General features: G+C 54.7%; 17 protein-coding genes and 1 tRNA gene. 8 read left to right on the forward strand and 10 right to left on the reverse strand.

Annotated features, from left to right (window positions below):
- The first annotated feature begins 315 nt into the window (after window positions 1-315).
- The gene (locus tag WKI84_RS02495) at window positions 316-870 is read left to right on the forward strand and encodes a hypothetical protein (protein WP_337861942.1); all 555 of its coding nucleotides are present in this window, start codon (window positions 316-318) and stop codon (window positions 868-870) included.
- Between the two features lie 51 nt (window positions 871-921).
- Here WKI84_RS02495 and WKI84_RS02500 read toward each other — a convergent pair whose 3' ends face one another.
- Window positions 922-1,182, reverse strand: coding sequence for a hypothetical protein (locus WKI84_RS02500; protein WP_337861943.1), 261 nt, complete (start codon window positions 1,180-1,182; stop codon window positions 922-924).
- A gap of 151 nt (window positions 1,183-1,333) precedes the next feature.
- Here WKI84_RS02500 and WKI84_RS02505 point away from each other — a divergent pair, with 151 nt between their 5' ends.
- A complete protein-coding gene (locus WKI84_RS02505; protein ID WP_337861944.1) occupies window positions 1,334-1,480 on the forward strand; it encodes a hypothetical protein in 147 nt (48 codons plus the stop codon).
- A gap of 89 nt (window positions 1,481-1,569) precedes the next feature.
- On the opposite strand, the gene WKI84_RS02510 is transcribed toward WKI84_RS02505, so the two are convergent.
- The 3 genes from WKI84_RS02510 to WKI84_RS02520 form a co-directional block, all read right to left on the reverse strand.
- Window positions 1,570-1,965, reverse strand: a complete 396-nt coding sequence (locus WKI84_RS02510) for a response regulator (RefSeq protein ID WP_337861945.1) — start codon at window positions 1,963-1,965, stop codon at window positions 1,570-1,572.
- 215 nt (window positions 1,966-2,180) lie between these two features.
- A complete protein-coding gene (locus tag WKI84_RS02515) occupies window positions 2,181-2,447 on the reverse strand; it encodes a hypothetical protein (RefSeq protein WP_337861946.1) in 267 nt (88 codons plus the stop codon).
- 218 nt (window positions 2,448-2,665) lie between these two features.
- Window positions 2,666-3,196 (reverse strand): OsmC family protein, encoded by a 531-nt coding sequence (locus WKI84_RS02520; protein WP_337861947.1) that lies wholly within the window; start codon window positions 3,194-3,196, stop codon window positions 2,666-2,668.
- 119 nt (window positions 3,197-3,315) lie between these two features.
- On the opposite strand from WKI84_RS02520, the gene WKI84_RS02525 reads away from it, so the two are divergent.
- Window positions 3,316-3,639: a DsrE family protein gene (locus WKI84_RS02525; protein ID WP_337861948.1), complete on the forward strand. Its 324-nt coding sequence runs from the start codon at window positions 3,316-3,318 to the stop codon at window positions 3,637-3,639.
- A gap of 117 nt (window positions 3,640-3,756) precedes the next feature.
- Here the strand turns inward: WKI84_RS02525 and WKI84_RS02530 are convergent, their stop codons facing one another.
- Together WKI84_RS02530 and WKI84_RS02535 are read right to left on the reverse strand one after the other, a co-directional pair.
- Window positions 3,757-4,977, reverse strand: coding sequence for a M50 family metallopeptidase (locus tag WKI84_RS02530; protein ID WP_337861949.1), 1,221 nt, complete (start codon window positions 4,975-4,977; stop codon window positions 3,757-3,759).
- 32 nt (window positions 4,978-5,009) lie between these two features.
- Entirely contained in the window at window positions 5,010-5,339 is a 330-nt protein-coding gene (locus WKI84_RS02535) for a hypothetical protein (protein ID WP_337861950.1), read from the reverse strand.
- A gap of 331 nt (window positions 5,340-5,670) precedes the next feature.
- Here WKI84_RS02535 and WKI84_RS02540 point away from each other — a divergent pair, with 331 nt between their 5' ends.
- Window positions 5,671-6,624: an ABC transporter ATP-binding protein gene (locus WKI84_RS02540; RefSeq protein WP_337861951.1), complete on the forward strand. Its 954-nt coding sequence runs from the start codon at window positions 5,671-5,673 to the stop codon at window positions 6,622-6,624.
- A complete protein-coding gene (locus WKI84_RS02545) occupies window positions 6,621-7,382 on the forward strand; it encodes an ABC transporter permease (RefSeq protein WP_337861952.1) in 762 nt (253 codons plus the stop codon). The genes WKI84_RS02540 and WKI84_RS02545 overlap by 4 nt, the downstream gene beginning before the upstream one ends.
- 34 nt (window positions 7,383-7,416) lie before the next feature.
- Here WKI84_RS02545 and WKI84_RS02550 read toward each other — a convergent pair.
- Window positions 7,417-7,490, reverse strand: a tRNA-Thr gene (locus tag WKI84_RS02550).
- A gap of 89 nt (window positions 7,491-7,579) precedes the next feature.
- Window positions 7,580-7,795 (reverse strand): hypothetical protein, encoded by a 216-nt coding sequence (locus tag WKI84_RS02555; protein ID WP_337861953.1) that lies wholly within the window; start codon window positions 7,793-7,795, stop codon window positions 7,580-7,582.
- Between the two features lie 198 nt (window positions 7,796-7,993).
- Between WKI84_RS02555 and purS the strand changes: the two genes are divergently transcribed.
- Window positions 7,994-8,263 carry a phosphoribosylformylglycinamidine synthase subunit PurS gene (gene purS, locus WKI84_RS02560; protein WP_337861954.1) on the forward strand — a complete coding sequence of 90 codons (270 nt, stop codon included), beginning with the start codon at window positions 7,994-7,996 and terminating at the stop codon, window positions 8,261-8,263.
- A gap of 33 nt (window positions 8,264-8,296) precedes the next feature.
- Here purS and WKI84_RS02565 read toward each other — a convergent pair whose 3' ends face one another.
- Window positions 8,297-8,758 (reverse strand): CBS domain-containing protein, encoded by a 462-nt coding sequence (locus WKI84_RS02565; protein ID WP_337861955.1) that lies wholly within the window; start codon window positions 8,756-8,758, stop codon window positions 8,297-8,299.
- A gap of 101 nt (window positions 8,759-8,859) precedes the next feature.
- Window positions 8,860-9,201 carry a P-II family nitrogen regulator gene (locus WKI84_RS02570; protein ID WP_337861956.1) on the reverse strand — a complete coding sequence of 114 codons (342 nt, stop codon included), beginning with the start codon at window positions 9,199-9,201 and terminating at the stop codon, window positions 8,860-8,862.
- A 144-nt stretch (window positions 9,202-9,345) separates the two neighbouring features.
- On the opposite strand from WKI84_RS02570, the gene purQ reads away from it, so the two are divergent.
- Window positions 9,346-10,038, forward strand: coding sequence for a phosphoribosylformylglycinamidine synthase subunit PurQ (gene purQ / locus WKI84_RS02575; RefSeq protein ID WP_337861957.1), 693 nt, complete (start codon window positions 9,346-9,348; stop codon window positions 10,036-10,038).
- Window positions 10,035-12,281, forward strand: a complete 2,247-nt coding sequence (gene purL / locus WKI84_RS02580; protein WP_337861958.1) for a phosphoribosylformylglycinamidine synthase subunit PurL — start codon at window positions 10,035-10,037, stop codon at window positions 12,279-12,281. Before purQ ends, purL begins: the two co-directional genes overlap by 4 nt.
- The last annotated feature ends 88 nt before the right edge of the window (window positions 12,282-12,369 follow it).

Here is a 12,369-nt window from a genome sequence, read left to right on the forward strand (position 1 = left end):
ACGCCCAAGTTCTTCCTCGTCGCCCTCATAGTTTGAAGCCGCAAGGAAGCTTTTAGAGGAAGACGAGTTGTTTCACAAACAGCAGCCTTTCCCTTGTCTGTCACACGGTACCATCCATTGCTCTGAGCGGCAATTCCCCTCATCTCTAAAAGAAAGAGAATATGCCCTTGCGCCACATATTGATAATCTAGTTCTGCTTAGTACACGGGAGCTCGAACGGCCTGCTTCAAGCAGGAAGTTTCTGCTGTAGGTTGGGAGCCAACTCCGATTCTTAGTCACGATGCTTATATCTAATGTATAGAACAATATCCACAGTTGATACCGCTGATTACTTTCATTGCAGTGGTATTAGCAACAGGTACTATAGAGATTGGAGCATTAGCAACAAACCAGAATTGCCCTGAGTTGCCAAAGGTACCTCGGCAAGTAATCATAGACATTCCCGATTTTAACCTGAAGGCTGGTGGCAATCTTACCAAGAACATTCAGCTAACTTATGTTAATTTGGCCCCTGTTGACTTGGATGATAGGATATTTGTTAATGCTCATTCAAGCTGGTTCCATATCGGCAAACAATCTTTACCTTCGATGCCTGCTTCTTGTTATTCCACGACCACTACCAATGTGCCTGTGACAGTAGCAATTCCACAAGGCGTACAGGATGGTAAATACAATGATACCCTATCAATATCATGGCCAGAAACGGGTGTTATGTCAGAAAGTTCTGTTGCGATCATAGTAGGAAGCGAACTTGACTCTGCAGTATTGATGTATATACCTGCGGCAGTCGGTACGGTTGCCGTTGCTGCAGTTGCTGTGGTGTTTCTTTTGAAGAAAAGAGAACGTCAAAAGAAGCCTTTTGAGCAATAAATTACGCTAGTTCACTCTAATCCAACAGCTACTATCCTTGCCATTTGCCAGCTATGAAAAGCCCTGCACTCTCCGAATGTCATGAATTTCCACCTGATCTTTCTTGTCGAGCCCGCCCTTTTGTCTGACTTTAATACAGTCCTTTTCATTCAGGATTGTTACCTTGTGGATTCTGCCACCTAATCCCTTGACAATTGGGTTAACCAGCTCGTCTTTTGCATGAACTGCTGCCTGCCTCATACCTGCCTCCAAGGATTTTGCAATCTTTTCGGTGTTCCCAAAGCGGCTGTAATACAGGATTATGGCTTCCATGCCCTAGCTGTGGGCTCATGCTATTAATGCGTCAAGACTTCAATGCAGTGCAGTGCAAACAGCGCTGTGCACTGTACACCACCTTGCCTTATACCGGTTGTTGTAGCATTGATTCATCGTCAAAAAAAATGGTGGTGAGAAAACAAAAGAAATGCTCCATTGCCCCAGATGCACAAACCAGCTGGAAGAAAGCATAGTCATAGTGGACGCCCGGCATTCCCTGATACGGTGGCGGTGCGTAAAATGCCACGAGCTGTACGACATATCGCAGCTAAAAGAGGCGCTGGCTTCTCCGTAAACAACGCTGCTAGATCGAGGGTGACGGGATTAAGGAGCCGCTTGTTTACCGCTGGCTTGGCAGACGCAAAAAATAAGCCGCTCCGTCTACTATCTGGACAACTCCTCGCGAATTACCTGAATCAGATTCCGGATGGCTATTGGCTTTTTGATGTAGCATTTCTCTGACAGGGACGGGAATCTTGACGGGAAGATGTCTTGGTAGGCTGGCACGTCAAACGCAGTCATGAAGCACACCTTCATGTCAGCGTCGATGGCGCGCAGCCGCTCGTACAGGGCAAAGCCATCCATCTCAGGCATCCTTACGTCCAGTATCGCCATGTCGTACAGGTTCGGCTTAAAGTTCTCAAGAACGTGAAGAGGATTCGTATCGGTGGTCAGCCGGTAGTCTTCTTTTCCTGCAACCTTCCCAAATGCCAGCTTCATCGTTGTCAGAATGTCTGGCTCGTCGTCTACTACAAGTATGGAAAAAGGAGGAGCATTCATGGAACCATTGCTGGCTGCAAGAAATGGGTGCCCGACTAAAAAGCGGCTCTTGCTTCAGTTAGCTAAGATCGTTCTATGATGTGGTGGTACAGACGGGGCGCGCGTATATTGGGCTGGCTGGTATGTGTCGGTGGTTTATCTTTGCAAGAATCTTTGCCATTTGGTAGCCGACTGAACCTCGCGAGAACCTTTCAGGTGGAGGTTTGCCTCCAAAATCAAGGAAGGGCCACATCGTTTTTGTGGGTGCGCGACACCTGAGATTTTTTGCCCTTCTTTACCAAGCCCTTGAAAAGAGTGCTTCTTCCTATCTGACTGCTGCTTGTCAGAAAGAACCCAGCGATTGCAAGCGTGGACCACGTGTGGCTGACCGGAGAGGGCACCATGCTTGCTACGTTCAAAATGTGCATGGTGGTTCCGACCACCGCAAACGAGATGCCAGTTCCCTGCACGATCTTGCCGTTCTTGGTAAGTATGGCGAGCATGTCTTTTTTCTCTAAGAGGTTTGCTATTCAGCTTATTTCAGATTTAATACTTGCTAAACATCTTTCTTGACAGACATGTGTTGCAGCTTTTATAACTAGTCGCAATCGGTATTTTGCCATCTGGAGATCCCTGCAACCCTTTGCGGCGCTGTAAAGTGCGTATAAAGGTGCAAGCGGCAAGAGAAAAAAAATGGAAACGATCTTTTCTCCGTACCTCTCTATTTTAGCTGCGCCTTCACTCCAATTATGTGGGACATGCTGTACATTGCGGGACATCTTTCTTCGGCCATTTTCAAGACCTGCTGCAATCTGCTCTTGTCTGCGTTGTCACTCTCAACGTCCACCTGAAAGTCAATGCCTTCCATTATTGGCTCGTCTGCAACGTCGAACGTCTTGGCAAAATTGACGTTGCACTCTGCGCTCACACTCAGCTTTTTCAGCCTGATCCCCTGGCTGGACGCGACGTTTACGAATATGCCCATAAAACAGGATGTCATCCCTGCAACGCAATAGCCCATCGGTCCAAGCCTGTTGCCGCTGCCGCCCAGAAACGAAGGCGCGTCGATCTCTATCACCTGCTTGCCCTTTTCAAATGCCATCTCTGTCCTAAACTGGTAGCCCCTGCTTGGATCGAGGTTCCATTCGCCCTGCAGCTTGACCGGCTTTTTCAGTGTCGATTTATCTTTCCTTCCCGTTTCAACGGTTTGGGACAATTTGTCCAGGTCAACGTTGTTCAGCATGTTTGCCATGGCATTTTAGAGTGAGGTGTCATGCTCATAAAGAGGTTCTGTCAACAAGGGCGTCCAGCAATAAAGAACTAATTTTGGCGATGGCAGCTATTAATAATTAGGATCTGCGTACTTTATCCGTGAAAATAGGCATCATTCTCTCAAATACCGATCCCGAGATAGTCTGGAACGCACTCAGGTTTGCCAACACGGCAATTCTTGACGATCATAAAGTCAGGATTTTTCTCCTTGGGCAGGCTGTGGAAATCGAGAGCATCAAGAGCGAGAAATTCAACGTAAAGGAGCAGCTGGACAGGTTGAACCAGCTTGGCGGGACCATGCTTGCCTGCGGCACCTGCATCAAGTCAAGGAACATGATGCAGTCATTTGAAGTGTGCCCGGTATCCACAATGAAGGACATGCTCAAGCTGGTCGTCGAATCGGACAGGGTCTTGACGTTCTAGCCTGCGTGCCCTATGGCAACGGCCTCTGGAAATAGAGTTTTCAGCAGGATTTTGAGGCAGAAAAAATGGCGCCCATCCGCGCCAATGCCTGAACTCTTGCCGCCACTGCTACTATTATTACAGCACATAGGGCAGCAGGAGCGACGCGGCCACGATTGCGACCATCACTATGGTCAGGAGCATTGCTGCGTTCTTGGCCACGATTGCCGACTTGACCTTTTTCTCGATTAGCGAGCCGTACAGCTGCCCGCCGTCGAGCGGCCCTATCGGCAGCGCGTTGAATATTCCGACGTTAAAGTTGACAAACCACAGCCAGAACAGCATGTTGGCTATCAGGCTCCAGTCCGGGATGTCCGACGAATACCTTGGCGCCATCAGGTCTGAATACGGCACCGAGCCCTGCTGCATGGTGGGTGGAAGCAGTATCGCAAGCGGGTTTGAGCTGAATGCTCCCTTGTACCTATCAAGCACCAGTCCTGGGTCTGGAGCCAGGGTCGTCACCTCTATGCCAAGTATCCCTCTGCCCGGCTCGACTGCGTCTGGGAGCGTCACGGCCTTTGTCACTGACCTGCCGGACTGCTCGACCCAGGTTATGTCGACTGTTTCGCCCAGGTTGGAGCGCAGCAGCTGGCCCAGCGACTCTAGCTGCCGTATCTCCTGGCCGTCCACGGACTGGATGATCGCGCCCTGCGGCAAGCCTATCGACTCTGCAAGCGACCCGCCGTTGACCTTCATGACCACGACTCCAAACTGGGGGGCGTTGGGGTCGGGCGGGAGCGGGGTGAGCGACGACACCACGAGGTAGAGCGCAAGCAGCGACACGCCTGCAAGTATCATGTTGTTGAGCGGGCCGGCGGTGAGGACTGCGCTCTTTTGCTTCAGCGTCGCCTTGGCAAGCTCCTCGCGCTCGATGTTGACAAATGCGCCTATCGGTATCCCGAGCAAGAGGACGATGCCTGTCGAGTCCACCCTGATGTTGTAGGCGCGCGCCAGTATGCCGTGGCCGGCCTCATGGATGATTATCGTGACTACGAGGGCTATCCAGCCGTATGTTATCGGCAGGTATGGGTTGAGCCCCGGTATGAGCAGGTTTGCCTGCGGCCCTGCACCCCTCACGCCTTCCCTTGCGTTTTCGTTTGCAAAGAGGACTGCAAGTGAGCCTACTATGAGGAATATCGCAAGCGCCGTGATGACTGGCATGAAATAGGTGTTGACGCTGGCCCACGCCTTGGCGCCCGGCCACCTTGCTGCCCTGTCGAAAAAGTCAAGGCCAAAAGGAGTGTGGATGAGAATTAGCGGCAGCTTGACCTCTGCGCGCACCTTTCGCTGCTGTTCCAAGCAGCCAAGCTACGCGCCATTCGTATTTATATCTAGACCCCGCTGGACTCTACTTTAGATATTTCAAAGGTCACCTTGTCGCCGACCTTGATCCCCATGTCCTGGTAGTCCCTCATGCTGAATTTTATGACGGGCGAGTCGGACAGGCCGGCGCCTCCCATCATGCCCGGCAGGCTTGCCATCACCTTTGGCATATTCTTCATCATCTCTTCTACCGAGGAAAATGCCATGGTGTTTGGGCCAAACGGCTGCATCGTGCGGCTCTCCGGCTTGTAGTCCTTGGGGTCGTTGAACGTGACGTAGACGTAGGGGCTGCCGTCCGGCGACGCCTCGATGCGGGCGACGATAAAGTCTTTTTTCACAGCACAAGGTGGTCGGATGGGGCTTATTTGGATATCGTAGCCCGGGCGGCCCTGCAATCTGGGCAGAGAGGATACGGGCGGCCGCCACGGGGTACGGTCTGGTCTTTCTCTCTTTCTCTCGCTGTGTAAGGGCTTCTATGATGCTGTTGTTGTTGCTGCTGGTCGTCAGGCGTTTTGCTGCTGGGCTTTGCCTGACTGCGCCATATTTCGTGCAAATGGCATAAAAGGACTGTCGATGATCCGTCTACCATCCTGCTATAGAGTCAAACCTTACATTATGGGCCGTAGCTCTAGATAGATCGTTGCAGAGGAGGCGCGCCATCCTAGTACATTGCTGGCTATAGAGACAAGGCAGGTCACCAAGAGATACAAGGGGTCTGCAAGACCTGCTCTTGAAAACGTGTCGCTCCAGGTGGAGGCCGGCCAGGTGTTTACGCTGCTTGGCCGAAACGGCGCCGGCAAGACCACGTTTGTGAGGATGTGCGCCACCCAGCTAGAGCCCACCTCCGGCCAGATAACCGTGCTCGGCTACGACGCGGTCAAGCAGGCAAGGGAGGTGCGCAGCCTGATCTCGGTCGTGCCGCAGGAAGGCAGGCCCCTTCGCGCCCTAACGCCGTGGGACCACGTTTACAACTGGCTCCAGATAAGGGGAGAGGACAGGCAGCAGGCCCGGAAAAAGGCCGAGACCTTTTTGAAAAAGCTAGAGCTGTGGGAAGCCCGGGACAGGCCGGCTATGAACCTGTCCGGCGGCATGAAGCAAAAGGTGCTCGTGGCGATGGCGATGGCGGCCGACGCACAGCTGCTGTTTCTGGACGAGCCGACCATCGGGCTCGACCCTGTATCGAGGAGGCAGGTCTGGGCCGCGATAAAGGACTGGAAGGCCAGGGGCGGATCTATACTGCTTACCACCCACTACATGGACGAGGCAGAGGCACTGTCTGACTATGTCGTGATAATCGACCGCGGGACGGTGGTAGCGCAGGGCACCATCCCGCAGCTGCGCAAGGTGATACCGCAGAACACGAGGATAGACATTGCCAAGGACGGGCTCGACCCTGACTTTTTGAAATCCTACGGCTCGGTGGTAGACACTGGCGCAGGTATGCTGCGGGTGTTTGCAGTCGAGTCGGCAGTCAGGGAGCTGTCCGAGCTTGCCATCCGCCGCAACCTGCCCTTTACAGTCTCGCCCGTCACGCTCGACGATGTCTTTGTATACCTGGTGGGCGAGAGCGTGAACTCGACATCGTTGTCGTCGTCTTCGTCGGAGGAGAATAGTTCGGAATGAGCTTGAAACAGCGGCAGCAGCTCTTGCCCGTGAGGCAGGCGTTCCTCATTGCATACTCGACAGGCATCCTGTGGCTCCGCCGCAACCCCATGTCGCTCGTGTTCACGGCAATAAGCCCGTTCTCGCTCCTGTTCGTGCTCTTTGTCGTGAGCAACGGCCAGTACGTCCACTATGCGGTGGCCGGCAGCCTCGTAATGGCGCTCGTTGGGTACGGCCTTGCTCTTGGGCAGGACATTTCGTTCTACAAGACCGAATACAAGATACAGGACGTCTTTGTCGCGTCGCCTGTTTCTCCGCTTACCTACATGATGGGGCTTGCGCTCTCGGAGCTGATGTTTGGCCTGCCTGCCCTGACCGTGCTTGCAGTCCTCGTCATGTACTTTGGCGCCTCGCTAGTCTCGGTGCCGCTTCTAGTAGCCACCATACTCTTGCTTTGGAGCTCAATGTCTGCCATGGGCTTTTTCCTCTCGTCGCACATGCTCCATATGCGTAATGCGACGCAGGTGATCTCGTTTGTGAACGTAATTTTGGCCGTCCTGCCGCCCGTCTTTTACCCGATAGCAAACCTGCACGACGCGTGGCTGCGCTACCTGTCGTACGCTGTCCCGACGACGCATGCGTCGCTGCTCCTGCAGAGCATAATGGGGCTGCCTGTCCCGGCAGAGTGGTCGCCAGCATTCGGGTTTGCGGTGCAGGTGGTTTATCTGGTGGGTTTCGTTGCCCTTGCAAAGACAAAGGCGATATGGCGGGAGGCATGAGAGAGAAAGAACAAAAAGAAAAGTAGAAGGAAAAAGGTCATGGTGGGATTTGGACCCACGACCTGCTGATTACAAGTCAGCCGCTCTGCCAGGCTGAGCTACATGACCGCCTCTTCTACTATCCACTGGCAGATTTGTCGAAGATAATTAATCCTTTCGTGAGCCGGCCTGCCTGATCTCTGGCCGATGACCGCTTCTTATCGCTCGGCAATCGCCTGCGGCTTGAAATTGTCAAACAGGTCGTACGTGCCGCAGTAGGTCGAGGCTTCCTCCTGGTCGCTGCAAGTGTAGCTTTGCGACCGGTAGAACTTGCACATCTGGGCGTATTTGCAGGCGTTGCCCTTGCCTTCGCGGGTTCCCGGGTTGTGCGGGCCTGCCCTGCCCGCTCCCCCTGCTGCTGCCGCTGCTACCACCGTCTATTTGCCTCTTGACAATACTGCCCACGCCATTGACTATAAGCTCCATTTCCAACCTGCAGCCTGATAATGGCTTGCAGGCGCTGACTCTTTTTACAGCGATGGCCTTTGTTGCCGCGGCCGGCAGTTAAAGCGGCTAGTGACCATGTATTTAAATTACCGCCGGCCATCAAGAGTTACGGCGTATACACAGAGATGGCGCAAAAATTCCTGGTACAGGTCATCATAGAGAACAAGCCCTACATCAACGACCCCGAGGGCGAGACCATCCACCGCGACCTCATCGTCAAGGGAGGGTATTCTGCCGTCAAGTCGGTGCGGGCAGCCAAGATGCTCAAGATGGTGGTGAGCGCCGGCTCTGAAAAGGACGCAGAAAAGACCGTCCAGAAGCTGTGCGAGGAGCTGCGGATCTTTAACCCCGTGGTCAGCAACTGCACCGTCAAGGCGTCCAAGGCGGCGGCCTGAAAACAAGTTTTTTATTGTCGTTGTTGCCGCCGGTCAGTGCTTTTCATGGTCCATGGTGGCTATTACGTCGTCGATGCTGCCAGTGTCTGACAGCGCGCCTTCAAGCAGGAGCGTAGTGCGCAGGTGCTTTGCAAGGTCGGTCACTGTGATTATGCCGACTACTTTCCCGCTGTCCTCCACTATCGGGAGCCGGCGGATCTTGTGGTTCACCATGCGCTGCACCGCGACTTCGATTGAAGTGTCGGGGCTTGCAGTCGTCAGGATCTTGGACATTATGTCGCCCACTTTGACCTGCGCGACCGGCAGCTCTTTGGCGCAAATCTTTTTGATAAAGTCGCGCTCTGACACGATGCCGACAGGGTTGCCGTCCTTTACTATAAAGAGCGAGCTGATGCCCCTTTCAGTCATGAGCCTGGCCGCTTCGAGCGCGCTCTTGTCGGCGTCGATTGTGACTATTTCTTTTGTCATGATGTCGCGGACGACGGAGGCTACCATGCTGCTGTTGACGCAGTCCTTTCGCTGCCTGCGGATTTAATCTTTCTTGTGTGCCAGCCATGACTGCCGTAATGCGTGGCTTGTTGGTTGCAGGCAGTCAGTCAGATGGCGCCTTCTCCCCTTTCCTTTGTTATGAGGTCGATTGCTATTGACATGTCGGAGACGAATATCTTGCCGCCGTACTGCGGCCCGCCTATCTTGTCCAGTATCTTGGCAAGTATGTCTTCCAGCTGCGAGTCGGCCACTATTGCTTCCACCTTTGTCCTCGGTATGAACTCTGGCACATACTGGCTCGTCCCCCTGCCAAACGAGACAGGCTTGGCCTTGCCCCTCCCCCTCCCCTCGACCCTGTAGTGGCTCATGCCACCGATGTTTGCGTCGCGGAACACCCTGTTCAGCTCCGGGAGCGCCCTGTCCGGTATGATGATCTCGATCTTTTTCATTCGCGCCCTTTAACGTGCAGGATTGCTATAATGCGAGCTAACAAATGCAGATTACCAGTCAGAAACGTTCTTGATTCCAAATAAATTTCCAAGCCTGCTGCCGCCTGCAAGATATTAATACGAGTCGGGGGGAGTCTCTCTTGCTTGAAGATCGGGATTGCCGTTTTCCCCGGCAGCAACTGCGACCGCGACGTCCACCACGTTTTGAACAAGGTCGTGGGCGTACAGGCGGATTTCATATGGCACACCAAGGACCGCATATCTGGCTACGACGCCATGGTGATCCCCGGCGGGTTTGCGTTTGGCGACCGCCTGCGGGCAGGCATCATAGCCGCCCACAGCCCAATAGTGCAGGAGGTCAAGAGGATGGCCAAGGACGGCGCGCCGGTCCTTGGCATCTGCAACGGCTTTCAGATTCTGGTAGAATCCGGGCTTTTGCCCGGCGCCCTGATGATGAACGATTCCCTGCGCTTTGTGTGCAGGTGGACAAAGGTGAAGGTGCAGAACAACCAGACGCCCTTTACCATGCAATTCTCTAAAAAGCAAGAGTTTGACATACCCGTGGCCCACGGCGAGGGGCGCTACGTCGCAGACGCCGGCATGCTAAAAGAATTAAAGAAAAAGAACCAGATAGTGTTGCAGTATTCAAACGATGATCCAAACGGCTCGACAGACCTTATCGCAGCAGTGTGCAACGAGCAGGGCAACGTAATGGGCATGATGCCCCATCCGGAGAGGGCAAGCGAGCGCATCGTCAACGCGGCAGGCACGGACGAGGCCATTGCCATCTTTCGCTCACTTGTCTCCTATCTGGAGCAGCAAAAGGCGGTAGCGTGAGGGAAAGAATGGGCAGCGGCGTCCTGACAGAGAGCGAGCTGGCGCACCTTGAGGGCCGGCTGAAAAGAAAGGCAAACGAGGTCGAGCAGGACATTGTCGGTGCCGAGTGGTCCGAGCACTGCTCGTACAAGTCGTCAAAGAAGTACCTGCGTCTGCTGCCGACAAAGGGCGGGCGGGTCCTGGTCGGCCCCGGCTATGACGCCGGCGTGCTCGACATCGGGGACGGCTACGTCCTCACAGTCCACATAGAGAGCCACAACCACCCGTCGGCTGTTGAGCCGTTTGGCGGGGCCGCAACAGGCGTCGGCGGCGTCATCCGCGACATCATGTCGATGGGCACAAGGCCGATAGCGATCCTCGACGCGCTGCGCTTTGCCCCGATCGACGACAAGAGCGCCGGGAAGAAATCGGCCAAGTCGAAATGGCTGTTCAAGAACGTGGTCAAGGGCATAGCCGACTATGGCAACTGCATAGGCATCCCTACGGTGGGGGGCGAGATCGAGTTTGACGGCTCTTTTGAGGATTACTGCCTCGTAGACGTGGCGTCGATAGGAGTCGGCAAAAAGGAGGAGGTTATATCAAACCGCGCAGACGAAGGCGACTATATCGTCCTGGCCGGCGGCTCGACCGGCCGGGACGGGATACACGGCGCGTCGTTTGCCTCCCGGGCGCTGGAAGCGGAAAACCGCTCTGCGGTGCAGATACCAGACCCGTTCCTTGAGAAATTGCTGCTAGAGGCCACGATGGAAGCTGTGCAGGCAGGCTGCGTCAAGGCCATCAAAGACCTCGGCGGGGGCGGGCTGTCGTGCTGCCTGTCAGAGACTTCGGACAACCTCGGAAGGGGGTTTGACGTAGAGCTGCAAAAAGTGCACGCAAGGGAGGCAGGAATGACGCCGGCAGAGCTCATGATATCTGAATCGCAGGAGAGGATGCTGTACGTGACAGACGACAAGAGGCTGCCTGCGCTCCAGTCCATCCTCGACAAGTACGAGATAAAATACTCTATCCTGGGCAGGGTAGAAGGCCACCAGAACCTCATAGTCAGAAATGAAGGCAAGATCGTGGCAGACATGCCGTCAGAGCTTGTGGCGCACGCGCCGCTTGTAGACAGGGCATCGCGCAGGCCGGCGTACCTGGACAGGATTCAGAAAAAAGGGACGCGAAAACCAAGGCAGCCTGCCGACCTGAGCAAGGTGCTGCTGTCGCTGCTTGCAAACCCGACGATAGCGAGCAAGAGGTGGGTCTACCAGCAGTACGACCACGAGGTGGGCGTGCGTACGGTGGTAAAGCCGGGGGCGGCAGACGCGGCCGTGATGAGGGTGGGCGATGACAACGGCAAGTTCGTGTCAGTCAAGCTGGACGGCAACTCAAAGCACTGCTACCTCGACCCGTACCAGGGGACGCTTGGCGTCCTGTCAGAAGGGTGCCGAAACGTCATCTGCACCGGCGCCGAGCCGATAGGGGTAGTCGACCACCTCCAGTTTGGCAGTCCTGAAGATCCAGAGATATTCTGGACGTTCACGCAGGCGATAAACGCCATAGTCGACTATTGCAAGTTCAGGGAGATCCCAGTCGTCGGGGGCAAGGTCAGCTTTTACAACGAGACTGCCAAGGGCCCGATCAAGCCCTCGCCTGTCATGGGGACTCTCGGCCTGATAGAGGACGCGTCGTGGATAACGAAAGCGGCGCTTGGCGCCGGCGACCACATCTTTGTCGTAGGCGAGACCCTGCCTGAGATGGGCGGCTCGGAATACTGGGAATACGTTCACAAGCTGACGGCCGGCAGCCCACCGTCTGTGGACATGCAAGCCGACAGGGCAAACGGCGCGGCGGTGCTAAAGCTGATACGCAGCGGCAATCTGGTCTCGTGCGCCCACGACTGTTCCAAGGGCGGGCTTGCAGTCGCGCTGGCCGAGATGGCAGTCGCCGGCGGCACGGGCTTTAGGGTGGACATGGACGCCGTGCCAAACAACGGCTGCGCCAGGCCGGACGAGCTGCTGTTCTCAGAATCGCACTCTCGCTACATAATCGGGACAAAAGAGCCCGAGCAAGTTTCCCTGATGCTAAAGTCGGAGGGTGTCAAGTTTGCCCTGATCGGCCGCGCCGCGAAAGGCAGGGTAGAGTTTGTGCAAAGAAGTGGCACTGGAAAGAATGCGAAAAAGGGCAAGGCCAGGAAGAAGATATCCCTGCCACTGTCAAAGCTCGAGTCTGCCTTTTACTCTATAGACCGCATAATGCAATAACTCTGGTTGAGAAAAAAGAAGAGGAAGATACGTTTTTTAACGCATAAGGCCGGAATACCTGTGATAAGTAGCTTGGCTTGTCGCTTGT

Source organism: Nitrososphaera sp., from assembly GCF_037447015.1.
Taxonomy (GTDB): Archaea; Thermoproteota; Nitrososphaeria; order Nitrososphaerales; family Nitrososphaeraceae; genus Nitrososphaera.

Bases quoted from the DNA above. Each gene is read 5' to 3' on its own strand.
- WKI84_RS02565 (WP_337861955.1), bottom strand. From the start codon at position 8,758: ATGGTAGCCTCCGTCGTCCGCGACATCATGACAAAAGAAATAGTCACA.
- WKI84_RS02570 (WP_337861956.1), bottom strand. From the start codon at position 9,201: ATGAAAAAGATCGAGATCATCATACCGGACAGGGCGCTCCCGGAGCTG.
- WKI84_RS02505 (WP_337861944.1), top strand. From the start codon at position 1,334: ATGCTCCATTGCCCCAGATGCACAAACCAGCTGGAAGAAAGCATAGTC.
- purS (WP_337861954.1), top strand. From the start codon at position 7,994: ATGGCGCAAAAATTCCTGGTACAGGTCATCATAGAGAACAAGCCCTAC.
- WKI84_RS02520 (WP_337861947.1), bottom strand. From the start codon at position 3,196: ATGGCAAACATGCTGAACAACGTTGACCTGGACAAATTGTCCCAAACC.
- WKI84_RS02500 (WP_337861943.1), bottom strand. From the start codon at position 1,182: ATGGAAGCCATAATCCTGTATTACAGCCGCTTTGGGAACACCGAAAAG.
- WKI84_RS02515 (WP_337861946.1), bottom strand. From the start codon at position 2,447: ATGCTCGCCATACTTACCAAGAACGGCAAGATCGTGCAGGGAACTGGC.
- WKI84_RS02545 (WP_337861952.1), top strand. From the start codon at position 6,621: ATGAGCTTGAAACAGCGGCAGCAGCTCTTGCCCGTGAGGCAGGCGTTC.
- WKI84_RS02510 (WP_337861945.1), bottom strand. From the start codon at position 1,965: ATGAATGCTCCTCCTTTTTCCATACTTGTAGTAGACGACGAGCCAGAC.